The 25089-nt window shown below is 59.1% G+C and carries 28 protein-coding genes and 1 pseudogene; 11 read left to right on the top strand and 18 right to left on the bottom strand.

The genetic code is table 11. The annotated features are described in order from the left end of the window. Positions 1–167: 167 nt before the first annotated feature. The 3 genes from QFW87_RS20845 (at position 168) to QFW87_RS20835 (ending at position 2452) form a co-directional block, all read left to right on the top strand. Positions 168–653, top strand: a complete 486-nt coding sequence (locus QFW87_RS20845; RefSeq protein WP_283188758.1) for a GNAT family N-acetyltransferase — start codon at positions 168–170, stop codon at positions 651–653. 77 nt (positions 654–730) lie between these two features. Further along, complete coding sequence (locus QFW87_RS20840) at positions 731–2143, top strand: aspartate aminotransferase family protein (protein ID WP_283188757.1); 1413 nt, start codon at positions 731–733, stop codon at positions 2141–2143. An 81-nt stretch (positions 2144–2224) separates the two neighbouring features. Continuing rightward, positions 2225–2452 carry an MbtH family protein gene (locus QFW87_RS20835; RefSeq protein ID WP_046049211.1) on the top strand — a complete coding sequence of 76 codons (228 nt, stop codon included), beginning with the start codon at positions 2225–2227 and terminating at the stop codon, positions 2450–2452. Positions 2453–2640: 188 nt separating this feature from the next. On the opposite strand, the gene QFW87_RS20830 is transcribed toward QFW87_RS20835, so the two are convergent. From QFW87_RS20830 to QFW87_RS20790, 9 genes are all read right to left on the bottom strand, one after another. Beyond that, on the bottom strand, positions 2641–3546 hold the full coding sequence (locus QFW87_RS20830) for a zinc ABC transporter substrate-binding protein (protein WP_283181108.1): 906 nt from the start codon (positions 3544–3546) through the stop codon (positions 2641–2643). Next, entirely contained in the window at positions 3547–4446 is a 900-nt protein-coding gene (locus QFW87_RS20825) for a metal ABC transporter permease (protein WP_283188756.1), read from the bottom strand. Beyond that, positions 4446–5297 (bottom strand): metal ABC transporter ATP-binding protein, encoded by an 852-nt coding sequence (locus QFW87_RS20820; RefSeq protein WP_283188755.1) that lies wholly within the window; start codon positions 5295–5297, stop codon positions 4446–4448. The genes QFW87_RS20825 and QFW87_RS20820 overlap by 1 nt, the downstream gene beginning before the upstream one ends. Next, entirely contained in the window at positions 5294–6220 is a 927-nt protein-coding gene (locus QFW87_RS20815) for a metal ABC transporter substrate-binding protein (protein WP_283188754.1), read from the bottom strand. Before QFW87_RS20815 ends, QFW87_RS20820 begins: the two co-directional genes overlap by 4 nt. 35 nt (positions 6221–6255) lie before the next feature. Beyond that, positions 6256–6828 carry a DUF6162 family protein gene (locus tag QFW87_RS20810; RefSeq protein ID WP_283181104.1) on the bottom strand — a complete coding sequence of 191 codons (573 nt, stop codon included), beginning with the start codon at positions 6826–6828 and terminating at the stop codon, positions 6256–6258. Continuing rightward, positions 6825–7154, bottom strand: a complete 330-nt coding sequence (locus tag QFW87_RS20805) for a hypothetical protein (RefSeq protein WP_129437246.1) — start codon at positions 7152–7154, stop codon at positions 6825–6827. Before QFW87_RS20805 ends, QFW87_RS20810 begins: the two co-directional genes overlap by 4 nt. Continuing rightward, positions 7151–7693, bottom strand: a complete 543-nt coding sequence (locus QFW87_RS20800) for a thiamine pyrophosphate-binding protein (RefSeq protein ID WP_283181103.1) — start codon at positions 7691–7693, stop codon at positions 7151–7153. Before QFW87_RS20800 ends, QFW87_RS20805 begins: the two co-directional genes overlap by 4 nt. After that, on the bottom strand, positions 7690–8889 hold the full coding sequence (locus QFW87_RS20795) for a PepSY domain-containing protein (protein ID WP_283181102.1): 1200 nt from the start codon (positions 8887–8889) through the stop codon (positions 7690–7692). Before QFW87_RS20795 ends, QFW87_RS20800 begins: the two co-directional genes overlap by 4 nt. A 309-nt stretch (positions 8890–9198) precedes the next feature. Then, positions 9199–9657 (bottom strand): VOC family protein, encoded by a 459-nt coding sequence (locus QFW87_RS20790; RefSeq protein ID WP_283188753.1) that lies wholly within the window; start codon positions 9655–9657, stop codon positions 9199–9201. Between the two features lie 367 nt (positions 9658–10024). On the opposite strand from QFW87_RS20790, the pseudogene QFW87_RS20785 reads away from it, so the two are divergent. After that, positions 10025–10114 (top strand): annotated as a pseudogene (locus tag QFW87_RS20785) (methionine ABC transporter substrate-binding protein); the annotation flags it as partial. A 154-nt stretch (positions 10115–10268) separates the two neighbouring features. Here the strand turns inward: QFW87_RS20785 and soxR are convergent. Continuing rightward, positions 10269–10736, bottom strand: coding sequence for a redox-sensitive transcriptional activator SoxR (soxR, locus tag QFW87_RS20780; RefSeq protein WP_283188752.1), 468 nt, complete (start codon positions 10734–10736; stop codon positions 10269–10271). Between the two features lie 95 nt (positions 10737–10831). Here soxR and QFW87_RS20775 point away from each other — a divergent pair, with 95 nt between their 5' ends. Then, positions 10832–11197, top strand: a complete 366-nt coding sequence (locus QFW87_RS20775; RefSeq protein WP_283188751.1) for an antibiotic biosynthesis monooxygenase — start codon at positions 10832–10834, stop codon at positions 11195–11197. On the opposite strand, the gene QFW87_RS20770 is transcribed toward QFW87_RS20775, so the two are convergent. After that, entirely contained in the window at positions 11194–12297 is a 1104-nt protein-coding gene (locus QFW87_RS20770) for a sigma-54 dependent transcriptional regulator (RefSeq protein ID WP_283188750.1), read from the bottom strand. The genes QFW87_RS20775 and QFW87_RS20770 overlap by 4 nt on opposite strands. 23 nt (positions 12298–12320) lie before the next feature. Next, a complete protein-coding gene (locus QFW87_RS20765) occupies positions 12321–13508 on the bottom strand; it encodes an acyl-CoA dehydrogenase family protein (protein WP_283188749.1) in 1188 nt (395 codons plus the stop codon). 330 nt (positions 13509–13838) lie between these two features. Between QFW87_RS20765 and QFW87_RS20760 the strand changes: the two genes are divergently transcribed. Continuing rightward, entirely contained in the window at positions 13839–14768 is a 930-nt protein-coding gene (locus QFW87_RS20760) for a transposase (RefSeq protein ID WP_283180508.1), read from the top strand. 62 nt (positions 14769–14830) lie between these two features. Here the strand turns inward: QFW87_RS20760 and ssuD are convergent, their stop codons facing one another. Together ssuD and msuE are read right to left on the bottom strand one after the other, a co-directional pair. Further along, positions 14831–16033, bottom strand: coding sequence for an FMNH2-dependent alkanesulfonate monooxygenase (ssuD, locus tag QFW87_RS20755; protein WP_283188748.1), 1203 nt, complete (start codon positions 16031–16033; stop codon positions 14831–14833). A gap of 10 nt (positions 16034–16043) precedes the next feature. Next, complete coding sequence (msuE, locus tag QFW87_RS20750) at positions 16044–16607, bottom strand: FMN reductase (RefSeq protein WP_283181095.1); 564 nt, start codon at positions 16605–16607, stop codon at positions 16044–16046. 400 nt (positions 16608–17007) lie between these two features. Here msuE and QFW87_RS20745 point away from each other — a divergent pair, with 400 nt between their 5' ends. From QFW87_RS20745 to QFW87_RS20730, 4 genes are all read left to right on the top strand, one after another. Further along, the gene (locus QFW87_RS20745) at positions 17008–17277 is read left to right on the top strand and encodes a hypothetical protein (protein WP_283181094.1); all 270 of its coding nucleotides are present in this window, start codon (positions 17008–17010) and stop codon (positions 17275–17277) included. 101 nt (positions 17278–17378) lie between these two features. Next, complete coding sequence (locus tag QFW87_RS20740) at positions 17379–17993, top strand: LysE family translocator (protein WP_283181093.1); 615 nt, start codon at positions 17379–17381, stop codon at positions 17991–17993. A gap of 204 nt (positions 17994–18197) precedes the next feature. Further along, positions 18198–19355: an aminotransferase class V-fold PLP-dependent enzyme gene (locus QFW87_RS20735; protein ID WP_283188747.1), complete on the top strand. Its 1158-nt coding sequence runs from the start codon at positions 18198–18200 to the stop codon at positions 19353–19355. Between the two features lie 65 nt (positions 19356–19420). Beyond that, a complete protein-coding gene (locus tag QFW87_RS20730; RefSeq protein ID WP_283188746.1) occupies positions 19421–21229 on the top strand; it encodes an aminopeptidase P family protein in 1809 nt (602 codons plus the stop codon). Positions 21230–21283: 54 nt separating this feature from the next. On the opposite strand, the gene QFW87_RS20725 is transcribed toward QFW87_RS20730, so the two are convergent. Both QFW87_RS20725 and QFW87_RS20720 read right to left on the bottom strand, forming a co-directional pair. Next, the gene (locus tag QFW87_RS20725) at positions 21284–21874 is read right to left on the bottom strand and encodes a 2-hydroxychromene-2-carboxylate isomerase (protein WP_283188745.1); all 591 of its coding nucleotides are present in this window, start codon (positions 21872–21874) and stop codon (positions 21284–21286) included. Between the two features lie 36 nt (positions 21875–21910). Next, positions 21911–22639, bottom strand: coding sequence for an SDR family oxidoreductase (locus QFW87_RS20720; protein ID WP_283181089.1), 729 nt, complete (start codon positions 22637–22639; stop codon positions 21911–21913). Between the two features lie 92 nt (positions 22640–22731). On the opposite strand from QFW87_RS20720, the gene QFW87_RS20715 reads away from it, so the two are divergent. Continuing rightward, positions 22732–23292 carry a TetR/AcrR family transcriptional regulator gene (locus QFW87_RS20715; protein WP_283188744.1) on the top strand — a complete coding sequence of 187 codons (561 nt, stop codon included), beginning with the start codon at positions 22732–22734 and terminating at the stop codon, positions 23290–23292. Positions 23293–23307: 15 nt separating this feature from the next. Here the strand turns inward: QFW87_RS20715 and QFW87_RS20710 are convergent, their stop codons facing one another. Continuing rightward, complete coding sequence (locus QFW87_RS20710) at positions 23308–23589, bottom strand: hypothetical protein (protein WP_008156219.1); 282 nt, start codon at positions 23587–23589, stop codon at positions 23308–23310. A 168-nt stretch (positions 23590–23757) separates the two neighbouring features. Beyond that, complete coding sequence (gene rhtA, locus QFW87_RS20705) at positions 23758–24645, bottom strand: threonine/homoserine exporter RhtA (protein WP_283188743.1); 888 nt, start codon at positions 24643–24645, stop codon at positions 23758–23760. Positions 24646–25089: the final 444 nt, after the last annotated feature.

The raw sequence follows: 25089 nt of genomic DNA, 5'->3' as shown, positions 1-25089 counted from the left end.
TGTCAGTCACATCAATGCTGGATGTGCTGCCGCCTTCGCGAGCAGGCTCGCTCCCACATTGGTTCTGTGTCGCACATCAAATGTAACTTCTCTCCATTGGCATTCGAGCCACCACCAGCGCTATCGTCCCTGGCAGCTTTTTCTCAATGGATTGAGGTAACAGCGCCATGGATGCACCCCTACACATTTGCAAGGCAACCCCCGCCGACGCCGGCATCATCAGCCGGATCGTCGAGCGATCCATCCGCGTCGGTTGCGCGCTCGACCATCGCAACGATCCGCTAACCGTCGCCACCTGGACCCACAACAAAACCATCGAACACGTGCAGCCCTGGCTGACCGACCCGCGGTTTTACTTGAACATCGCCCTGTTGCAGGACAAACCGGTCGGCGTCGCGATGGCTGCGATCAGCGGCAAGGTCGCGTTCTGTTACGTGCAACCGGAATGGTTTCGTCGCGGGGCCGGGCAAGCGCTGGTGCACGACCTTGAAGGCTGGTTGACCGATCAGGGTTTGCGCCAGGCACGACTCAACAGCACCCGCACCAGTGAAGCGTTTTACCGTCATCTGGGTTACCAGCCTTGCGCCGAAACCTTCGCCGTAGCCGGGCTCCACGTGATTCCCATGCACAAAGTGCTGCCACCACCTTCATAGAAAGCTGATCGAGGGTCTAAATCCTCGGCGCCCTGATGCGTTTCCAGAACAGGAAAACCTTATTGAGGGGTCGAGAGATGTCAGTCGCTACCAGCCTTATGGAAGATCAGTCGGCCCGGATCACTCCGGCACCGACCGAGACGCTTTATCAGTTCAACGAATCGCCGCTGCTGGCCCGTCAAAATCAGCAGGAATCGAATGCCCGCAGCTATCCGCGACGCATTCCCCTGGCCCTCAAACGTGCCAAGGGCATTTATGTCGAAGACGTCGAAGGCCGCCGTTTCATCGACTGCCTGGCCGGTGCCGGGACGTTGGCCCTTGGGCACAACCATCCGGTGGTGATCGAAGCGATCCAGCAAGTGCTGACCGATGAACTGCCGCTGCACACCCTCGACCTGACCACCCCGGTCAAGGATCAATTTGTCCAGGACCTGTTCGGTCTGCTGCCGCCGGCTTTGGCCGCTGAAGCCAAGATCCAGTTCTGTGGCCCGACCGGCACCGACGCGGTGGAAGCCGCGCTGAAACTGGTGCGCACCGCCACCGGACGCAGCACCGTGCTGTCCTTCCAGGGGGGTTATCACGGCATGAGCCAGGGCGCGCTGAGCCTGATGGGCAGTCTGGGGCCGAAAAAACCTTTGGGCGCCTTACTCAGCAGCGGCGTGCAGTTCATGCCGTATCCCTATGATTATCGCTGCCCGTTCGGGCTCGGTGGCGCGCAAGGTGTGAAGGTCAATCTCAACTACCTGGAAAACCTGCTCAATGATCCAGAAGCCGGCGTGCAATTACCCGCAGCGGTGATCGTCGAAGTGGTGCAGGGCGAGGGCGGGGTGATCCCGGCCGATCTCGACTGGCTGCGAGGCCTGCGGCGGATAACCGAAAAGGCCGGTGTCGCGCTGATCGTCGACGAGATTCAGAGCGGTTTTGCCCGCACCGGGAAGATGTTCGCCTTCGAACACGCCGGGATCATCCCGGACGTGGTGGTCATGTCCAAAGCCATCGGCGGCAGTTTGCCGCTGGCGGTGGTGGTCTATCGCGACTGGCTCGACACCTGGCTGCCGGGCGCCCATGCCGGAACCTTCCGCGGCAATCAGATGGCCATGGCCGCAGGTTCTGCGGTGATGCGTTACCTGGCCGAACACAAGGTCTGCGAGCACGCTGCCGCCATGGGCGAACGCTTGAGCGAACACCTGCGCATCCTGCAACGGGACTTCCCGCAACTGGGCGATATTCGCGGTCGCGGCTTGATGCTTGGCGTCGAATTGGTCGATCCGACGGGCGCGCCGGATGCCTTGGGTCATCCACCGATCTTCGGTCGTCTGGCGCCGCTGGTGCAGCGTGAATGCCTCAAGCGCGGTTTGATTCTCGAACTGGGCGGGCGTCATGGCGCTGTGGTGCGTTTCCTGCCGCCGCTGGTGATCACTGCCGCGGAAATCGATCGGGTAGCCGAGATTTTCGGCAGGGCCATGGCTGCTGCCACCGCCAGCCTCTAAATTTTTCAGCCTCTGACACGTTCCTTCTACATAACGGCTGCGCACGCAGTGCAGCCCACCCTACAGCGATGGAGAAACACCATGACTTCAGTATTCGACCGCGAGGACATCCTCTTTCAGGTCGTGGTCAACCACGAAGAGCAGTACTCGATCTGGCCCGACTACAAAGCCGTGCCTGCAGGCTGGCGCACCGTGGGCAAGAGCGGCTTGAAGAAGGAATGCCTGGCTTACATCGAAGAAACCTGGACTGACATGCGTCCGCTGAGCCTGCGTCAGAAGATGGAAGAACAGGCGGCTGTGGCGAATTAAGTCACCGTTCATGAAAAAGCCCGCTGAACCGGTAACGGTCAGCGGGCTTTTTCAGATCTGGTCCTTGTGTCGTTTGTCGGGCCGCTTTCGCGAGCAAGCCCGCTCCCACACTTGACCGAGTTGTCCGGGCGGATGCGGTCAAATGTGGGGCTTGCTCGCGAAGAACGATAACGCGGACCAACTGACGTTTAAGCCCCGCTCAACCCCTTGATCAGCAAATCCACATTCCCTTCCAGCTCGGCCACCGGATCCGCCGCATCCACACTCAACACCACCAACCGACTCCCAGCCTCAGCAATCTTCGCTTTCACCGCCTCCGACGGTTGTCGATGATGCAACACCACCGCCACCTCATTGTCCTTGAGCGTCGCACCCAATTGCTTGAGCGCTTCAGGTGTCCACTCGGCATCGGGGCGTGCATCGAGGCCGATCAGCTCCAGGTTAAGGCCACCAATCAGATAGCCAAAGTGATCACTCAGGCTCATCAAGCTGAGGTTGTCGGCACTGGCCAGCCGCGCTTCGCTGTCGGCGCTGAACTTGAGCAAGCGCTGTTTGAGCGCCGCCAGGTTCGCCTCGATCTTCGGCTTGGCCTCGGGCGCCAGACGCACCAGGTCCGCCGCCATGACGTCCGCCATCCGCCCCATATTGTTGCTGGAAAACCACGGCTGACTGTTCAACCCATCAACTTTGTTGGCAGGCTGCACGGCGATGCCGGGCAGGGCGCCGTCCACCGGGCGCGCGGCGTCGACCTCGACGATGCGGATGTTGCTACGCCGGGAGATCGGGTAAAGCGGATCATCCGCCCACAGCGAACGCAGACCAATCACTGCATCGGCGTCGGTCGCCAGTTTGGCCAGCGCCGGAGCGCCACGACCTGTGAAGTACGCGGTCTGACGGCTACCGGGCAGGTTCGCCGGCGCGGCACGTTCAAGGTTGACGTCGGTGCCTTTGAGCAAGACTTCGCCCAGACCATAAGTGATCGGCAAGGACGCTAGCACGCGCAGCGGTTTGACGCTGTCGGCCGCGAACAACGGGGTATTGACCAGCCCGCACAGGGCCACAGCCAGGGTCAATTGACGCAGAGAAAAAGACATTTATCCGAGATTCCCTTTCAGACTGGGGACAACGCCACGCGCAATGGCGGCGAGAGCGAAGGCGATACCGGCTACTAGAATGATCGCGGCGCCGGACGGGATAGGCAGGTCGAAGACAATCGGCGCAAGGATCCCGCACAGCGTGCTGACCGTGGCGATCAGCACTGAACACCAGAAGAAGCCTTTCAGCGACTGACTCAGCAATCGCGCCGCCGCTGCTGGAATCACCAGCAGAGCGCCGACCAGAATCGCGCCGATGACTTTCACCGCCGCCACGGTGATCAGGGTCACCAGAATCACAAACAGATAATCCAGCGTCTTCACTGCCACGCCACGGACCGCCGCCAGTTGCGGATTGAAACTGGCCAGCATGATGCGGTTGTACAGCGGCAAGGCCAGGGCCATGACCAGCGAACCGACGATGGCCAATACCAACAGGTCATTGCCGTTGACGGTCAGCACCGAACCGAACAACACGTTTTCGAGGATGTGCACGTTGATCTTGCCCGCCAGAATCAGCAGCAGACTGGCACCCAGCGCCAGCGACACCGACAGAAACACGCCGATCAACGTATCCGGCGCCAGACCCGTGCGATTGCGCAGGTAGTTCAGCAATATGCCAAACAACAAGCAGTAGCCGAACAGACTGCCGTAAGGCCCGGTGTACGGTTCGCCCAGCAGAATGCCGATGGCCACGCCGGTCAGCGCCGCGTGGCCCACCGCTTCAGAGAAAAAAGCGAAACGCTTGACCACCACCAATGTCCCCAAACCGCCCAGCACCGGGCCGATCAGCAAGCCGGCGAGCAGCGCGTTGACCACAAATCCATAGGCCAGCGCCTCGGGCAGATAACCCGACGAGGCCCAACCCTGGACCATCAAACGAAAGGTTTCGTAACTCATCAGGCAGCGCTCCGTGGATGGGTCGAGAACAGGGTCAGCAATCGTTCCGGAGTGAGTGCCTGTTTCGGCGTGGAATCGAACAGCACCCGGCGATTAAGCCCGGTGACCCGGTCCGCCAGCCGTCCAACTGCTTCCAGATCATGCTCGATCCATAGCACGGTGATCCCGCTCTGGCGCCAGTCACCGAGCAGGCGTTCGAACACCTGAATACCGGCCTCATCAAGCGCCGACATCGGTTCGTCGAGCACCAGCAACTGCGGCACTGGAATCAGTCCCTGAGCCAGCAACACCCGCTGGCGCTCGCCGCCGGACAACGCACCCATGCGCCGCTTGCGTTTGTCCTGCATGCCGACCCTTTCCAGGGCTTCGCCAATCGCGGCGGCGTAATGCTTGCTCAACCCGAGAAACGCCGGACGCCGCTGGCACATCGCGGCCATGAAATCGTCGACGGTCATCGGCAAACCCCGATCGAATTCCAGGGCTTGAGGCACGTAGCCGATGGTTCCAGGTGTGCCGGGCCATTGCAGGCTCAAGCGACCCTGATGCGGCATCTGCCCGAGCAGGGTCTTGATCAGCGAACTCTTGCCGCCGCCGTTGGGGCCGACCAGCGCATGCACGCTGCCGGGCTGGACCTGAAAAGTGACGTTGTCGAGGATCGTCGTGCGGCCCAGCGTCAGGCTGACTTCCGCGAAATCCAAGGTCGGCCCCGAAACCTGTGGGAGTGACGGTGCGACGATTCGACCTGCTCGCGAATGCGGTGTGTCATTTAACGATGATGTTGACTGACTGGACGCCTTCGCGAGCAGGCTCGCTCCCACAGGGGATTCGCTGATGGTTTCTTTCGCAGTCATTTACCGGACTCCTGAATCGCCCGGACCACGGTGTTGAGGTTGCCGGTCATTTCCTTTTCATACTTGTCGGCGGTGTATTCGCCATAGGAAATGTGCGACAGCGGGTACAGCTTCACGCCGGACTCACGCTGGATGGTGTCGACGTAGGTGGACGGAAAATCCATCTCCGAGAAGATCACTTTCACGTCCAGTTCACGCAGTTGATCGATGGTTTTTTTCAACTGGCTCGGGCTCGGCTCGATGCCGTGGGCTGGTTCGACCACGGCGGTCACTTCCAGGCCGAATTCGCGCAGCAAATAGTCGTAAGCCGCATGAACCGTGGCCACTCGCAGTTCGGCGTTCGGCGCCTGGGTCAGTTTCGCCAGGGCGTCGGCGCGCATCTGCCGCAGGCGTTTGCCGTAGGCGCGGGCGTTCTGGGTGTAGGTTTTGGCGTTGGCCGGGTCGAGCTTACTCAGTTCCCGGGCGATGTTGTTGACCTGGGCAATCGAGGCACTGATCGACAGGAAGGTGTGCGGGTTTACGACCTTGCCGGCGCCGCGAGCGGCAACGCCGGTGGCGGCCAGCAACGGCACGTTTTCGTTGGCTTCGATCACCGGGACGTTCGGCGTTTCGCAGGCGGCGATCATGCGGTCGGCAAAGTCGTCATGGCCGACTCCGTTCAGCACGACCACGTCCAGACCGCTGATGCGCTTGATGTCTTCGGCGCGCGGCTCGTAGGCATGCGGGTTGAAACCGGCCGGAATCAGCGGCACCACCTCGGCCTTGTCACCGACGATGTTCGCCACGTAGCTGTAATAAGGGTGCAGGGTGATGCCGATGCGCAGGCGCTTGGCCTCGTCGGCACTGGCCAGCGGGGTCAGCAGACAAGCCAGTAAGCCGACCAACATCAGGCGCAAGAAAGAACGTTGAGATGAAATAGGCATGGGAAAGCGGTCTTCTCTCGGGTGAAGGCGAGGGTTCAGTGCCGGTGCTGGCGGGTCACGCCGGCATCGAATTGCGCGACGATCTGCTGCCAGCCGGCGCTCTCCAGCGCAGCGTCGGTGAGGTCGGTCGGGGCAGCGAGGGCGTTGCCGCGGTTGAGCCAGACGTCCGGTGCATCGTCGTCAGCGGCCAAGCGCATCAGAAACGAACCCGCCACGGTGGGCGTCTGGCTCTGGCCGAAGTAAGCCTTGGCGTCGAGTAATTGCCAGGCATGGCCGCCGCGGCTGACGGAACTGGCGTCCTGGGCGAACGGCGCAAAACCTTCATCGGCGAGGGCTGCGGGGGCGGGTAGCGCTTGTTGCTCCTGACGCAGCAGATGAATTTCGTCGAGCGTCACCCGCAGGTCGGCGTAGATGCCTTGCTCGGAGGCGCTCAAGTCACGACGGGCATCCAGTTGATGGCTGGCAACGCTGCTGACTTCCTGAGACTCGCCGCGCCAGGCGACTACCGAGCCGGCAACCGCGAGGATCATCAGGCACAACAACAGCACATAGAGGGTTTCATGGCCGGCACCGGCCGGGCGGACGACTTGCGTGGTTGGCGTACTCATGGGGCTTCGATGTCCGCTTGGTCGATCTCGACGACGTGGCCGGGGCCGGCATCGAACAGTACGTAGAACTCGGCGCCGGGCTTCTTGAAAGTCAGGGTCGAATCGGCACCGAGCTTGCCCGGCACCAGGATGGTTTCGTCATAGCCGATCACGTCCAGGGTCACCCCCGGCGCGCCGCTGCCGTCGGAGAAACCGCCGGTGCATTTGATCTGCTCGGCGTCGATGGCTTTGCATTCGCACATCGGGTTGTGGGCCAGGGCGCTGGCGCTGAAACCGGCGCACAGCACCAGCAGCGTGGCGCTTAGAGGACGTATTACGTTGATCATGGTTTGCCTCCTTGTTGGTTCAGCCAGGCGAGGGTGGCCGGGGATGCCTGGCTCAGGGGGACGGAGGCCTGATGCATGGCGCCATCCCAGCCTTCCATGGTGATCCACAGCTCGGCGTCGGCTTTGGTCTTTTCGGGAATCGGCAACATCGCGCCCATGCGGTACGGCGTGCCGAAGAAAATCACCCCGGCAGCGCGCAGGCTGCGCGGTTTGCCAATACGCAGGTACGTCGCCTTGACCTGATCCCGGCAGCTGTCGCACAGCGCCGCGTTGAAGCTCTTCATGTAGCCGGCCGGACCATCGAGGGTCGGTGCTTCGTTGCGCAACTCGGCCAGGCGCAGGCTCCAGGGGCCCACCTGAACCTCTCCGATTTCCCGCTCACCCAGACCGGTGTCACCGCGAAACAGCGCGGCGTCGGCGAAGTACTTGGGCATGAACCCCAGCGGCACCAGCAACAGCAGAACGTTGATGTGGAAGCGCCATTTGTGCCAGAAACGGCTCAGTTTCGAAGTCGGTTTTTCCGCAGCGAACAGGCTCATTGGCTGACCTCCGTGGTTTCACGGCTGTTGGCCGGAACGGTCTGACTGCGCGGGCGTTTATGGCTGCGCTTGAGGGCATTGGCCGTGGCCAAGGCAGTGCGTTTGGTCCAGATCAACAGGCCGCTGAGAACCATCATGCTGAGGATCAGGCCGAAGAAGAACCAGATCAGCTTGATCCAGATGCCGCCAAAATCCCCGGTGTGCAGAGGACGCATGGACTCGGTCACCAGCTCCAGGCCGGAACGGTCCGACAACAGGCGGGTGGCGGCGATGTCGCCGGTATATGGGTTGATGTCGGCGGTCTGGAACATCAGCGGATACCAACTGCGCCCGCCCACCGAAAGGTAGCTGTAGGCGTTGGCGGGCATACTGACAAAGCTGTCGTCCAGGCCGGGAATACGTTCCTTGGCTTCGCTGATCGCCGTCTCCAGGCTGATCATCGGCGCTGGCGAACCGTCGGCAGTCAACGGGACACTTTCACGCGGGACCACGGCAGCGACCGGCGCGGTGGAAATCGAAATCTGGTTATCGAACATGAACGCTTGAATCAGAAACCAGGTGCTGGTGATGGAGATCACCGCGATAAACCAGATCGACCAGATGCCGCTGAGGCGGTGAAAGTCGCCCCAGAAAATTCGCGCACCGTGACGAATGCGCAACGTCGGGCGCAAGAAACCTTTCCAGAAACGCTTGTAGACCACCAGCCCGGTGACCAACGACGCCAGCAGCGGCAAGCTCAGGAATGACACCAGGTACCAGCCCCAGCTGTAACCGTTGGTGAACGGCACCAGCCACCAGCCATGCAGTGCGCGGGTAAACGCCTTGAAATTGAATTGTGGGGCAGTGCCCTGAATCACGCCGCTGTAGGGATTGACGTAAACCGTCACCGAGCGACCGTCGGGATAGCTGACGTCCACGTCGAGGGCGAAGTGCGATTCATCGGGCCGACTGATGCCTTCGACCAGTGTGTTCGGCTCCGCTTTTTTGATCGCGGCGATGATCTGGTCATAACTGAGCAGCGGCGCATCGTCCGAAGGTTGGCTGGCGCGCATTTGCGGGTTGGCCAGCCAGACGATTTCCTGGCTGACCACCGCCAGAGTGCCGGTCACGCAGACGATCAGTACGAAAAACCAGATCGGCAATGCCAGCCAGCTATGGACCAGAAACCAGAGTTTTGAACGGGATTTCTTCGACATGATTAAAGGTCTTGTTTCGATGAGAGGGCCTCTGCTGCGGGCTTCCCAGCAATGAGGTCCATGAAAGGCCAGGCCGTGGCTTTTGCCTACGCGGGCCGACTGCATCTAAATAAGACGGATGAGCATCGAAAATCCCGAAGGGGGATATGAAAGAAAATGTTTCGTATTGCAATGAAGCCTGCCCTTTGTGGGAGCGAGCCTGCTCGCGAAGGCGTCATATCAGTCAATTTCAACGTTGACTGACACACCGCTTTCGCGAGCAGGCTCGCTCCCACAAGGGATGTTCATTCACTTCGCGGGATCATTGTGTCAACTCTGGCTGAACATCTCCTTCGCCCGCTGCTCAATCTGCTCCTGAGTCAGATCTTCCTTGCGCGTGGCCAGAAACCACAGATGTCCATAGGGATCCTTCAGGGTCCCCGAGCGGTCGCCATAAAACTGATCCTTGACCTCGGACACCACTGTGCCGCCAGCGGCAATCGCCTGTTTATAAGACTTGTCCACATCGTTCACATACAGATGCAACCCCACGGACGGCGACGTGTCCGGATTGCTCAATGGCCCCTGATCGCACGGCGTGCCAAGCATGATCGGGCAATCGCCGATGCGCAGCTCAGCGTGGCCGATGCCGCCATCGGGCATGGACAGGCGCATGACTTCGGTGGCGCCAAAGGCTTTCTTGTAGAACTCGATGGCTTCCGCCGCTTTTTGAATGCCCAGATACGGGGTGATGCTGTGATAACCCTCTGGTATGGGTTTGACGCTCATGGCTGTTCTCCCTGTTTTTGTTGTCAGTCGAGAAAGATCCTGTGCCGTTTTCCGGCCGGATAACTATAGGTCAGCCTCTTTTCTGCAACTGAGTGTCCGACGAGCAGCACCTCTGTTCAGCCATCAACAGCGAAGCAGCAGATTGCTCTTGCTCGTTATCTTGATATCGCGAAAATACCGCTGAACTCCCCGTAAACATTGGCTCGGACGGTCAGGCACAGAAGCTGCAATGCCCTCTGGTAAACATTGGTGCCGAGAGACTTGTATGCCTGAATCTGCCGCTTATCCGATCAACCCACCGGCCGCCCATCGGATCGCCAACGAAGCCGAAGCCTTGAGCGTCGCCGAACAGGTCGCCGCGATCCTGCTGCAGAAACTGGCCAAGGCGCTGAATTCCGATGAGGTTCGGCAGTTCATTTTGACCCGCTACAAGGGACAGATTGCACCGGGGTTCTAGATCTTCGCTGACCATTAGGACGCCATCGTCGGAACGCCGCCCGGAGCAAGCTCGCTCCCACATTTGATCGGAGTCGGATGCAAGTTTTGCAGCCAATAGAGATCCCTGTGGGAGCGAGCTTGCTCCGGGCGGCGTTCCGACGATGGCCGCGCCGCTATTTAGGATCATTCCCGGATTCCAACAGCTGCGCCCCCGGCCCTCGCTCCCCAAGCACATCGCCAGAGTTGCGCAACGGGCACGCCTCCATCGACAGACACCCACAGCCAATGCAGCCATTGAGCCGGTCCCGCAGCAAGGTCAGCTGATTGATCCGCTCATCCAGATCCCGACTCCACTGCGCCGACAACACCTTCCAGTCCGCTGCCGTCGGCGCCCGATTGTTTGGCAGCGATTTCAATGCCTCGCCAATCTCCGCCAACGGAATACCCAATCGCTGCGCCACTTTGATCAACGCCACCCGCCGCAACACTTCCCGGGGATAACGCCGCTGGTTGCCCTGGTTGCGATTACTTTTGATCAAACCCTTGGATTCGTAAAAGTGCAGCGCCGTGACCGCGACGCCGCTGCGCGCAGCCACTTGGCCGACGGTGAGTTCCTTATGCAGATTCTCCGAGGTGATCATTTAAAAAATGCCCCTTGACCTCAAGTTAACTCGAGGTTTTACCCTGCAGGCCTTCGGATCGCAAGATCCGGCTTACAAGTCAGTGGGGACTCTTCATGCAACTGTCAGAGAAAAATCGCAGCTTCACCCAATTGATCGAATTCGAGATCGAACCCCATCAACAGCCCGCACTGGTGTCGGCGCTGTCGAAGCAGACCGAACGCCTGGCCCAGGACTTCACAGGTTTTCTGAGTGCCAGCATTCAGGCCAGCGACGATGGCCGGCGGGTGCTCAACTACCTGCAATGGCAAACACGCGAGGCGGGAGAAGCCGCGTTTCGAAGCTTTGAAAGCGGCGAGCAGGATTTCTGGCAACTGATCCGCGCCCATCAGGCGAAAACCGTGACCTTCGGCTCGTTCCAGGTGCTGCATAGCCTGGAACGTAGCCACGACAACGCGCTGCACTGCAATTTGGTGAGTTAAATCGACAGCTGCATGATGCGCTCGCCTTGAAGGTTTTCCGTGGGCCGGCGTTTGTTTACCGCCAGTTCGCCGATCTTGATCAGTCGCGTGCGGGTTACGTTGCGGCTCAGCCCCAGTAAGGCTGCAGTGTGCACTTGGTTGTAATGACTGAAACGATAGGCGGCTCGCAGCAACGCGTCTTCGACTTTCTCGTGCAGCGCCCCGGCCTGTTCTTCGAAGAGCTTTTGAAAGGCCCGATCGAGCAGGGCTTCGGGTGAATCGTCGACGGTGCTGTGGTAATCGTCCTGTCGCTCGATGCGCATGTTCGACAGCCGCAGGTCGTCGCGTTCGATCACGTCGTTACGGCAGATCAGCAGGGTGTGGTGAATGACGTTTTCCAGTTCGCGGATGTTGCCCGGCCAGCTGTAGCTGCGCAGTTTCAGCTCGGCCTCTTTGCTGATGGTGATGGTGCCGTAGCCGAGGCGCTGGCTGTAGGCTTCGACGAAGTGTCGTGTCAGCGGCAGGATGTCGCCGGGGCGGTCGCGCAGCGGGCTCAGTTCTAGGCTGACCACGTCGAGGCGGTAGTACAAATCCTCGCGGAAATGCCCGGCGTTGATGGCTTTCTCCAATTGCACGTTGGTCGCCGCCAGCACGCGCACATTGATGGGAATGCTCTTGCGCGAACCCAGTCGCACCACTTCGCGCTCCTGCAACACCCGCAACAACTTGACCTGAATCGCCATCGGCAAATCGCCGATTTCATCGAGGAATAACGTGCCGCCATCGGCCTCCTCGAACCAGCCGGCCTTGGCGCTCAACGCACCGGTGAAGGCACCTTTTTCATGGCCGAACAACTCGGCCTCCACCAGGGATTCGGAGAACGCGCCGCAGTTCACCGCCACAAATGGTCGGTTGCGCCGGGCGCTGAGGTTGTGGATATGCCGCGCCACCAGTTCCTTTCCGGTGCCGGTTTCACCGATGATCAGCACGCTGGCTTCACTCGGTGCGACTTGTTGAATGTGGGCGAGCAAGGCCTGGGATTTCGGGTCTTCGAACACCTGCGCCGTGGCGCGGATCGAGGTGGCCAGAGCGGGCGAAGGCGGTAAGGTCAGCAGTTGCATGGGCAGGCTCCATGAATAGAAGGCTATGAATAGAAAGTCGGAATCGGCAGGGACTGGTTGAGCGCCCAGTCACCCAGTTCATGGAGTTTGTAATCCACCGGGTCGTGCAGGGTTTGCGTGCGCAGGTTGCGCCAATGGCGGTCCAGTCGCAGTGAGGCATGAGTTGAACGGGCGCCGGTCACTTCGAACAATCGACTACAGAGTTCCAGACCGTTGCGGGTGGCCGCGACCTTGGCCGTGGCGATGGCGTTAGCGAGGTGTCCACGCTCTTCGGCGCTGAGGTTCGGGCCTTTGGCCCAGGCCTTGTCGAGCAGCCCGGCAGCGCGCTCCACCAGCAGTCGAACACTTTCGAGGGCGACCCAGAATTCGCCGTAGTGGCCGAGTACATAAGGATCCTGACGCACATCCTGAGCACTGGATTTGTGCCACGGACGGGTCTCGGTGAGGGTGTATTGCCGCGCCTCTTCGAAGGCACCTTCGGCGATGCCGAGAAACATGTGGGTGAAGGTCAGCTGGGCAATCAACGGCCGCAGGCAGGCGAATGGTGTACTCAGCGGACCCGGATCGAGCAGCAATTCCGACTCCTCGACCCGTACCCGTTCGAACGTAGCGCTGCCGCTGTCGGTCTGGCGCTGGCCCATGTTGTTCCAGTCGTTGTGCAAGGTGATGCCGCTGCGACCGCTGGGAATCGCGGCGATCAACAGCTTGCCGCCAGCGCTTTCGTCCACCGCCGAGGCGATCAGCATTTGCGAATCGCTGGCGCCGGAGCAGAAGCTTTTCTTGCCGGAAAACTCACGCCAGCCACCGAGGTTTTTCACCACGGTGCGGGTGTCCAGCGGGTTCAGGGCGTTGCCCCAGAACCAGTTTTTGCGCGCGGTCTGTTCGTACCATGGCTGCCACTGCTCGGGCCGGGCGAACAGGCGCACGGTGGCGAGCATCAGGTGATGGAAGCCGAAGACATGGGCAATCGAACTGTCGACCTTGGCGAACTCGCGCACGATGGTCAGGGTTTCACTCCAGCTGGCGCCGTGGCCGCCGTACTGGGTGGGAATGCTTAACGCGAGCAGACCGCTGTGGCGCAAGGCATCACGTTCGGCTTTGGGCGTACCGCCACGTTCATCGCGCTCGACAGCGGTCAGGGCAAACTCGGCGGCCAATCGGCGGGCGGTCTGCAAGGGGGACAACAGGGCGCTTTGTGGTTTGGCCGTCACGCAGATAATCCTTATTAAAATCGACACAGATCCCCTGTGGGAGCGGGCTTGCTCGCGAAGGCGTCCGAACCGTCAACATTGATGTTGAATGTTATGGCCTCTTCGCGAGCAAGCCCGCTTGTGTCTTGGGCAGGAATTAGACTGAGGGTGAGAGCGGTGAGTGGCAAGCTGAATGCCCGGAGTGCTTAAAGCACGTGTGGGAGCCCATGCTGCCATTCACCTCTCCGCTCTGGTTATTGAGCCCGAACAGTTGAACGAGCCGACCTCGAACATTACAAGCGTGGTGCCCAGCCAGAGTGCTCTCACCTTTGAGTGTAAGAGGGATCGGCTATGTTTTCCTGCGCAGGCATCGATGTTTCCAAAGATACCCTTGAAGTTCGGATTAACCCGCAAGACGTTGGCGCGAGTCACCTCAATACCGCCAGTGATTTCCTTGCGCTGATTGACTGGTTAAAGCGCTATCAGGTCAGCCGCGTATTGCTGGAAGCCACCGGCGGCTATGAGCGAGAGGTCATGAAAGCGCTTCAGGCTGCCGGCTTCGAAGTCTTGCGGATCAACCCTCGCCGAGCCAGGGATTTTGCCAAGGCCATGGGGCAGCGCGCTAAAACCGACCCGATAGATGCGCGGCTGCTCGCGCAGTTTGCCGAAGTCATAAAGTCGCCAAGCAACCGAATCACCAGCCCTGAACAGGACAATTTGCGTGCGCTGGTACAGCAGCGCGAAAATTTTGTTCAGCAGCAAGGCGACGATATACGGCGCCTTAAAACAGCCTCTGCTGACACGGTAAAACCCTGTCTGCGAAGTCATATCGACTATTTATGCCAAGCCATAAAGTCGATAGAAAAGCTGATCCGTCAAACTGCTAAAGACCTGGACAGTGATAAAACGGCCCGTTTGTGCTCGGTCAAGGGTATAGGGCTCGTGACGGCAGCCAGCTTGATGGCCTACTTACCCGAGCTGGGCGAGGTTGGACGGCACGAGATTGCAGCGCTGGCAGGCATAGCCCCCTACAACGACGACAGTGGCAAGCATGAAGGCCCCCGCCACATTAGCGGCGGCAGGTTTGCTGCGCGTCGGGCAATGTACATGGCGTGCTGGGTGGTGATTCAGCGACAGCCTGAGTTCAAAGCGCGGTATGACGCACTGCGTCATAAGGGTAAATGCGCAAAAGTAGCGCTCATCGCCTGTATGCGTGTGTTGTTGATACGGCTGAACGCCATGATCCGAGACCGAACCGAGTGGAAAGAACCCTTGGCCTAAACGGGTCGCGGTGTTCCTGTAGGGCATCGCATGGCCTAAAGCTGTGGGAGTTCAGCTGTCTATCAATATGCTTTCAAAATAAAGGTCATCAAGACAGTTGCTCCCACAGGGATTGCCTGGTCAGGCTTTGGCGTTGGCGGCAGCACATCATTGGCGATCATTTCGCCAAACGGCCCGGTGAGGTTAGTAACGCCGCGCCCGGCCAGGCTGGCGTACGGCTCAGGCAACAACGGGAACACCAGCTCGGCAAAGCGATAAGCCTCTTCGAGGTGCGGATAGCCAGAGAAGATGAAACTCTCGATCCCCAGGTCCGCGTACTCCTTGATTCGCGCCGCCACTTGCTGCGGATCGCCCACCAACGCCGTCCCGGCACCGCCACGCACCAGACCGACACCGGCCCAGAGGTTGGGGGATATTTCCAGGTTGTCACGACGCCCGTCATGCAATGCGGCCATGCGCCGCTGACCTTCGGAATCGAAACGCGAGAACGACTTCTGCGCGGCCGCGATGGTCTCGTCGCTGATCTGCTCGATAAGTTTATCCGCAGCTTTCCAAGCCTCATCGGCGGTCTCGCGGACGATCACGTGCAAGCGAATCCCGAACTTCACCGTGCGACCGTTTCGCGCGGCACGCTCACGCACATCGGCCAGTTTTTCCGCCACGGCGGCGGGTGGTTCGCCCCAGGTCAGGTAGACATCAACCTGCTCGGCGGCCAGTTCATGCGCTGCCTCGGAAGAGCCGCCGAAGTACAGCGGCGGATAGGGTTTCTGCACCGGCGGATACAGCGCCTTGGCGTTCTGTACTTGCAGGTGTTTGCCTTCGAAATCCACCGACTCGCCTTGCAGCACCCGGCGCCAGATTTTCAGGAATTCATCGGTCACTTCGTAGCGTTCGCTGTGATCGAGGAAGATGCCGTCGCCACGGTTTTCATCCGGGTCACCGCCCGTGACCACGTTGATCAGTAAGCGGCCATTGGACAGTCGATCCAGTGTCGCGGCCATGCGCGCCGAGACCGTCGGTGAGATGATCCCCGGCCGAATCGCCACCAGATAACGCAGGCGTTCGGTCAGCGGCACCAGCGCGGAAGCAATCACCCACGAATCCTCGCAGGAGCGCCCGGTGGGAATCAGTACACCGTGGTAGCCGAGGCTGTCGGCCGCCTGAGCCACTTGTTTCAGGTAGTTGAGTGTCACCGGGCGAGCGCCCTGAGTGGTGCCCAGGTAATGGCCGTCGCCGTGAGTCGGCAGAAACCAGAAAACATCCATGAAGAAATCCTTAAGCGATTTTCAGCAGATTTTTGGGGTGCACGCCAAACAACGGTGCGGCGCGTTCTGCAGCCAGTTGTATGCGGGCCTTGAGAAGTTCACTGGTTATTTGGTAATTGGAGAAATCGGCTTCGGTGGCATAGACGCCAATCGGCAAGGTCAATGCCTGGAAGAAACTGAACAGCGGCCGCAACTGGTGATCGAGCACCAGCGCATGGCGTTCGCTGCCACCGGTGGCGGCCAGCAATACCGGCGTGTCGATCAATGCATTGAGGTCGATCAGGTCGAACAGATGCTTGAGCAGTCCAGGGTAGGAACCGCGATAAACCGGCGCGGCGACGATCAGCAGGTCGGCATTCTCGATCGCTTGCAGCTCGGCTTCGATCTCGGCGCTCAACTCCTGACGGGACAGCGCGGCACCTAACGGTCGGGCGATGTCACCCAGTTCAATCAGTTTGCTTTCAATCGGCAATTGCTCGGCCAGTTGCGCCAACAGCGCCTGGGTCAGCACCAACGTGCGGGACGGACGCCAAGTACCGCCGGAGAGCGCAACGACTTTCAATGGACGCGACATGATCAGTTCCTTTTTAAACAGTTGCTCAGGGAGCAGTGAGTAGTCACTGACAGTGAGCAAGAGCTGTACCAATCCATCGGAGCCCCTATTAACGGGGTTTTCAGCGTGTTGACCGGTAGACACTGTTCGAATGGCAGAGCTGTTTGTTGAATGACTGTTGCCTGGCTAACAGTTGCTTGGGCAACAGTGCTTGAAGCGATGACAGTTGTTATAAAGGCTCGGTGTTATTCCGTAAAAGACCTTAAATAAATATTTATAGATCTTTTGGAGATATAAGGCGGTCTACCTGAGCGGCATTAGGCAAAGTCGATAGCCACTATCGAGAGCGTTGATTTCTGCTGATCGGATGCCTGGCGTAGCTTGTGTTCATTGCTCGAACCCAGTTGTCAGGACGCTCACCATGAAACCTCTAATCGCTACTTTCTTGCTGCTTGCGGTCTCCGTGCTCGCCGGATGTGCCAGCCATGTTTCCCCGGAATTACGGCCGTACACCGCGGAAGAAACCAGAGAATTGGCACTTGAGGAGTTGAATCGTCGAGGTTTGTCCTTCGACGAATACCACGCGAAAAAAGCCGAATTGCTCGGCCAACCGCAAAAATCGTTCAGTTTCGACAAACAAGGCGAGATGAACGCCGAACGTGCTGTACAGCTTCACGGTCGTCCTAGCTGAGGGGAAACTGTACCGCTTGAAGTTTCACGCAACTGTCCATGGGTTTCCCTGAAGGCCTGCGATAGGGTCAACACCTGACTGACCCCAATGGACTGCAACCCATGACGCTCTCGCTCGATTTGCTACTGGGCTTTGCCCTGTTTGCGCTTGTCACCTCGATTACTCCCGGCCCCAACAACACGATGTTGCTGGCATCTGGCGTGAACTTCGGTTTTAACCGCACCATCCCCCACATGCTTGGCATCACCTGCGGCTTCTTCGTGCTGGTGGTGGCGGTAGGTTTCGGCTTGGGCGCAGTGTTTCAAACCTATCCTTTGCTCTACAGCGTGCTGCGTTACGTCGGCGCGGCGTATTTGTTGTATCTGGCGTGGAAAATCGCCCATTCAGGACCGGTTTCCGAGAGTGAAAAGGGCGAGAGCAAGCCGATCAGCTATTTGGGCGCCGCAGCGTTTCAGTGGGTCAATCCCAAGGCGTGGATCATGGCCATCGGAGCCATCAGCACCTACACGCCAATGCAGGGTTATTTCACCAACGTGATCGTGATTGCGGCGGTGTTTGCCTTGATCAACCTGCCGAGCGTCAGTGTCTGGGCAGGCTGCGGCACGTTGTTGCGCAACGTGCTGAAAGATCGCCGCTGGTTGCGGCTGTTCAACTGGGGCATGGCCTTGCTGCTGGTGGCTTCGCTGTATCCGTTGTTGCTCGAAAGCTTTAGCTGACGCATTGCTTCAACCGGTTGCCCGATGCCTGTTAAGCTCGACTTCAGGAGCGTTCCTACGCACTTTTAAATGAAGTTGTTCTTCTTTAACGGCCTCCGATCAGGTATTTCTAACGCTCTGAACGATCGGCGCTGCTCACGAGGCTGCGCTTTGACGTTTCAGTGACGAGCCTCCTGATCCCGGAACATGCTCTGCGAGTCTTCTATGAATAAACGTCCTCTGTATTTCGACTACGCCGCCACCACGCCGGTGGATGAGCGAGTCATCAAGGTCATGGTCGAGTGTCTGGGTTTTACCGGCAACTTCGGCAACCCGGCGTCCAGCTCCCATGCGTTCGGTCAACAGGCCCGGCAATCGGTCGAGCAGGCGCGGCGTCAGGTCGCCGAACTGGTCGGCGCCCAGGCGGAGCAGATCGTCTGGACCTCCGGCGCCACCGAATCGAACAACCTTGCCCTCAAGGGCGTGGCCCAGGCTCGCGGTGTTTCTGGCGGCCACATCATCACCAGCCAGATCGAACACAAAGCGATTCTCGACACGGCAAAGCAGTTGCAGGACGCCGGTGTTGCGGTGACCTATCTGGTGCCTGACGCCGAGGGTCTGATTACCCCGCAGGCGGTCAGCGAAGCAATGCGCGAAGACACCTTTCTGGTGTCGCTGATGCTGGTCAACAACGAGCTGGGCACCGTCAACGACATCTCGGCCATCGGTGAAGTCGTGCGTGCTCGCGACGCGTTGTTCCATGTCGACGCGGCTCAAGGTGCAGGCAAAGTGGTGATCGATCTGGCCCGGTTGCCAGTGGATCTGATGTCATTTTCCGCCCACAAGATTTACGGCCCAAAAGGCATTGGCGCGCTGTACGTCGGGCCGCGCGCGCAGCAGCGTTTGCAGGCGCAGATTCACGGCGGTGGTCACGAGGGCGGTTTGCGTTCCGGCACCCTGGCGACTCACCAAATCGCTGCCATGGGGGTGGCGTTCGCGTTGGCGGCCTCTTCGTTCGATGAAGAGAAAGCCACGATCGTCCGGTTGCGCGAGCGCTTGCTCGAACAGCTGCTGAGTATTCCCGGCGTTCGCCTCAATGGCAGTCCGACCCAGCGCATCCCTCATACCTTGAGCCTGACCTTTAGCGAAGGCGAGTTCAATTCCGCGGCGTTGAGCACCTCGATCGCGTTTTCCGCGACCTCGGCCTGCAACTCCGCCAGCAATGCGCCCTCCCATGTGCTGCTGGCCCTGGGGCATGACGCCCGCTCGGCGAGTCGCACCATTCGCTTGAGTCTCGGCCGGTTCACCAAAGAGCAAGACATCGACCAAGCGGTACACCTGATTAAAGCGGCCTGCGCCAGTGCTCCGGCATTTTGGCAATAAGAGCTGAAAGTGCCGGCGTTGATCGGCACTCAACAATAATGATGAAGTGATTAGCAGGAGACATGATGAGTACGCAGCCTTCGATCAATGGATCGGTGCCTCAACGCCTGGCGCAAACCCGCGAACTGATGAGCCGGGAGGGCATCCATGCTCTGCTGGTGCCGTCGGCCGACCCGCACCTGTCGGAATACCTGCCGGGTTATTGGCAAGGGCGGCAATGGTTGTCGGGCTTCCATGGCTCGGTCGGCACGCTGATCGTTACGCCGGACTTTGCCGGCGTCTGGGCCGACAGCCGTTACTGGGAACAGGCGACCAAGGAACTCAAGGGCAGCGGCATCGAACTGGTCAAGCTGCAACCGGGTCAGCCCGGCCCGCTGGACTGGCTGGCCGAGCAAACCCCTGAAGGTGGCGTCGTCGCGGTAGATGGTGCGGTAATGGCCGTGGCTTCGGCGCGTACGTTGGGTGGCAAGCTCGAAGAACGCGGCGCTCGTCTGCGCACTGACTTCGATGTGTTGAGCGAAGTCTGGAGCGACCGTCCGACGCTGCCAAATGAACCGATCTATCAACACCTGCCGCCTCAGGCGACGGTCAGTCGCAGCGAGAAACTGGCCAAGCTGCGTGAGGTTTTGAAAGATCGCGGTGCTGACTGGCACTTCATCGCCACCCTCGATGACATCGCCTGGCTGTTCAACTTGCGCGGCGGTGACGTGTCGTTCAACCCAGTGTTCGTTTCCTTCGCGTTGATCAGTCAAGAGCAGGCAACCCTGTTCGTAGCCCTGAGTAAGGTCAATGCCGAACTGCGCGCAGTCCTCGAACAGGACGGCGTAACCCTGCGCGACTACAGCGAAGTGGCCGCCGCCTTGCGCGCCGTACCGAGCGGGGCGAGTCTGCAAGTCGATCCGACGCGCGTCACCGCCGGCCTGCTGGGTAACCTGGATAGCGGTGTGAAGCTGATCGAAGGCCTGAACCCGACCACGTTAGCCAAGTCGCAGAAAAGCCTGGCCGATGCCGAGCACATTCGTCAGGCCATGGAGCAGGACGGCGCAGCGCTGTGCGAATTCTTCACCTGGCTGGACACTGCGTTGGGTCGTGAGCGCATCACCGAACTGACCATCGACGAACACCTGACGGCCGCGCGTATCAGACGCCCGGGTTATGTGTCGCTGAGCTTCAACACCATTGCCGCGTTCAACGCCAATGGCGCGATGCCGCACTACCACGCCACCGAAGAAGAACACGCGGTGATCGAAGGCGACGGTCTGTTGTTGATCGACTCCGGCGGCCAGTACCTGGGCGGCACCACCGATATCACTCGGATGGTGCCGGTCGGTACGCCGACCGATGAGCAGAAGCGCGATTGCACGCGGGTGCTCAAAGGCGTGATTGCGTTGTCCCGTGCGCAATTCCCTCGTGGCATTCTCTCGCCGTTGCTCGATTCGATTGCCCGCGCGCCGATCTGGGCTGAAAGCGTTGATTACGGTCACGGCACCGGTCATGGCGTTGGCTACTTCCTCAATGTGCACGAAGGCCCGCAGGTCATCGCCTATCAGGCCGCCGCAGCACCGCAAACCGCGATGCAGCCGGGCATGATCACGTCCATCGAACCGGGCACTTACCGTCCGGGCCGCTGGGGTGTGCGGATCGAGAACCTGGTGTTGAACCGTGAGGCGGGCAAAAGCGAATTCGGAGAGTTCCTGAAGTTCGAAACCCTGACCTTGTGCCCGATCGACACTCGATGCCTGGAACCGTCGCTGCTGACCGATGACGAAAAACAGTGGTTCAACGCCTATCATGCCGAGGTGCGCGAGCGCTTGAGCCCGTTGCTCGACGGCGCAGCCCTTGAGTGGTTGAACACCCGGACTGCGGCTATTTGATCGGTTGGAGTTCAGGCGCTTCTTCGAGCGCCTGGCTCATGTGGTCGTCGAGATTTAACTCAGGGCTTCAAGGACGAAGTCCAGGCGATCCTGACCGAAGAACAGCTGATTATCGACAAACATGCTCGGGGCACCAAATACGCCTCGTTGCACGGCTGTCTCTGTGTTGTCCTTGAGAGTGGCTTTGACTTCCTCATCGGCAGTCAGGGCCAGCACCTCATTTGGATCGAAACCGTTCTGTGTCAGAACTGCCGCGACAGTAGCCGGATCAACAAGGTCGCGGCCTTCAACCCAAAGGGCGTGAAACAGGCAATCGATGAACGCCTGAAAGCGTTCGGGATGGCGCAACTGCATGCCGGTGATGGCGCGCATCAGCATCAAGGTGTTGATAGGAAAGTGCGGATTGAACTTCAACGGCACGCCGTAGCGTTTCGCATAGCGGTCCAGGTCCTGAAACATGTAACGGCCCTTGGCCGGGATGGTTGCCGGTGAAGCGTTGCCGGTGGCTTTGAAGACCCCGCCCAGCAACATCGGCTTGTAGATCAGCTGGCTGTCGGTCTGCTCGCAGATCTTCGGCAGTTGGGTGTAAGCCAGGTAGGTGGCGGGGCTGCCGAGGTCGAAATAGAACTCTACGGTTTTGCTCATGGTCGATGCGCTCTGTTTATTGTTGTGGGGGAGGGCTTACCAGCGTTCGCTCCAGGGGCGAAGGTCCAGCTCGAAGGTCCATGCGTCACGTGGCTGGCTGTGGAGGTACCAATAGTTCTCGGCAATGTGCTCTGGATTGAGAATGCCGTCCTGGTCTTTGGTCGCGTACTTTTCGGGGAAACTCTCGCGGATAAAATCGGTATCGATGGCACCGTCGACTACAACATGGGCGACGTGAATGTTCATCGGCCCCAGTTCACGCGCCATGCTTTGCGCCAGGGCACGAATCCCGTGCTTGGCGCCGGCGAACGCCGCAAATCCTGAGGCTCCACGCAGGCCGGCGGTAGCACCGGTAAACAAAATAGTCCCGCGTTGACGCTTGGCCATGCGCTTGGCCACTTCACGAGCGTTGAGAAATCCTGAGAAGCAGGCCATTTCCCAGATCTTGAAATATTTGCGCGCGGTTTCTTCGAGAATGCTGCAAGGCACATTGGCGCCGATGTTGAAGACGAACGCTTCGATTGGGCCAATCTGGCTTTCGATCTGCTCAACTAACGCAATCACGTCCTCTTCCTTGCGCGCATCGCAGGCAAACCCGTGGGCTTCACCGCCGTCGGCCTTGATGGCGTCCACCAATGGCTGGAGTTTGTCCGCGCTGCGGCGGGTGACACAAGCCACAAATCCTTCCCGCGCAAAGCGTTTCGCAATTGCGCCGCCGGTGGCATCCCCTGCACCTACAACCAGTACGACCTTCTTGTTATTCATGGGTAGTCTCCTTTGCTAAACGATCGTTAACTAAACGAACGTTATGCTACGATTCGGCAAGCGTCAAGGCGATCAATCCTGAGGGCAAGGCAATGCGTTACTCGGTCAATCACAAACTGGAAACCAAAGAGAAGCTACTTGAAAGCAGTGCGGTGTCGGCCAAGAAGTCTGGTTTTTCAACAGTTGGTGTCGACGGTTTGATGAAGGCAATCGGCTTGAGTGGCGGGGCTTTCTACAGTCATTTTTCATCGAAGGATGAGCTGTTCGCTTCAATCGTCGAGCGTGAGCTGTCTCAAAGCCTGGAGCGTTTAGGGGCGGACCAGAATCGTGACAGGCTCAAGCGCTGCCTGAAACACTATCTGAGCATGGCTCATGTCGAGCACCCGGAATCCGGATGTGCTTTGCCGGCATTGGGGGCTGAGATTGCACGTTCAGACGTGATGATTCGCCAGAAGGCAGAGAACTGGATTTGTCGGCTTCAGAAGAGTTGGGCGCAAGTTCTGGAAAGCGACAGCCTGGCATGGGCGATTCTGTCGCAATGTATCGGTGCGTTGGTCATTGCGCGAATGCTGGCCACGCCAGACATCCAGTGCGCGGTATTGAAGTCCAGTTACGATGAGATTGGCCGCCAGATCGCAGGTCCACGAACCTGACAAGGCAGCATCAACCTATTTGCAGATGACGATCATGCTGCGGCTGGTATAGCCGGCAGGGTTGAGGCCGAACGGGTAATCGCCTGGTTCTTCCACAGCGTCCCCTGACTTGGCGATGACCTTGTAACCTTTGGGAGCGCACGAGTTGGCAGCGCTGGTGTAGCACTTGTCCCAGGATGACGACAGCCCGGAACAGTTGATATGCAGCCCTCTCTTGCCGTGTTTTACCTGGGTTTTCGATGTCGCCGCGCAGCCCGCAACCGCAAGTACGGCGATCAGTATCAAAATTCGTTTCATTACTGTCCTTATAGCGTCCCCGAATCTTTGCGCCCGGGTCTGGCTGCATTCGCTTTCGCTTGAAGCGTTCTGATATCCCTATCTGAAAAATCCATGTCTGACACTGGGTTACGGGTCTAAACATGGCCTAATTGCGCGGCAAATACCAGACCCTCGTCAAATCCTGTCTCAATCTGCAGCGACAGCAGGCTTGGCCGCACTCCCCATCGTCATGGTCGCGCCTATGGAAGCCAGAATGATGCACATGATGGCTATCCATTGTGACAGTGAGAGGTATTCATGGAGAAACAACAGACCTGACAGTGCGCCGATCGCAGGTTCAATGCTCATCAACGTGCCGAAGGTCCGGGTCGGGATTCGGGTGAGGGCGACCATCTCCAGCGTGTAGGGCACGGCGGTGGACAGAATGGCGACAGCGATGGCCACGGGGATCAGTGAGGGAGTGAGCAGCGCGGCGCCAGCATGGACGATGCCGATAGGGGCTACAAAAAGTGCCGCAATCATCACCCCCAGTGCCGCGGTCTGCACGCCGTTGTCGGCGCCGGCCTTTTGGCCGAACAGAATGTACAGCGCCCAGCAGACACCTGCGCCCAATGCATAACCAGCGCCTACCAGATCGATTCCAGCGGTCGTTTCGCCCATAGGTATTAACAGCAGCAAGCCGACGGCTGCCAGGGCGATCCACAAAAAGTCGATCGCGCGACGCGAGGCGTAGATGGCTACTGTCAGTGGGCCGGTGAATTCCAGCGCAACCGCGATACCGAGGGGGACGGTTTGCAAGGACATATAGAAGAGGAAGTTCATGCCGCCCAACGCCATTCCGTAGACGATGACGGTGCGCAGGGATTTTGCGGTGAGCTTCGCTCGCCAGGGACGCAGTATCAACATCATGATCACACTGGCGAAGATCAGCCGCAGGGTGGTGGTCCCTTGCGCGCCGATAATGGGGAACATGCTTTTAGCCAGGGAGGCTCCCGACTGGATTGATGCCATGGCTATCAATAGCAGGCCAACCGAGAACAGGGTCGAGGCAAGGCTGCGAGGCTGGTCATTCATGGCGTGGCATCGTCCGAAGTAGGAAGCGAGATTGTTATTGGGCAATATACTGCGCATTCATGGCGGGCGCGTCTATATATAAGCAGCGATTTTGAGCATCCTTATAGAAAAGCATAATTAAGGGTTGACGGCAGATTCTGGAAGTCTATAATTCGCCCCACTTCCGGCGCAGTCGAAACGGAAAACTCCTTGGTAAACAATGAGTTACGCAGTTTTCGACAGCGAGTTGCTTCAGGTCATCGAAGCCCAGAAGGAGTTGAAAGAGTGGTGTTGTTTGGCTCTTTTAACGGTTCGATCTTCTCGGTCGAAAGCGGTGTAAAAGAGGTGTTGACAGCAGCGAGTAACGCTGTAGAATTCGCCTCCCGCTAACGAGAGATCGCAAGCGCAAGTGGTTGAAGTTGCAAAGGAAACTTTGAAAGCTTCGAAAAATAACCGCTTGACAGC

This window comes from Pseudomonas sp. PMCC200344, assembly GCF_030053095.1.
GTDB lineage: Bacteria > Pseudomonadota > Gammaproteobacteria > Pseudomonadales > Pseudomonadaceae > Aquipseudomonas > Aquipseudomonas svalbardensis.
Note: the sequence above shows the minus strand (reverse complement) of the source record. Positions and strands in the feature narration are given on the sequence as shown.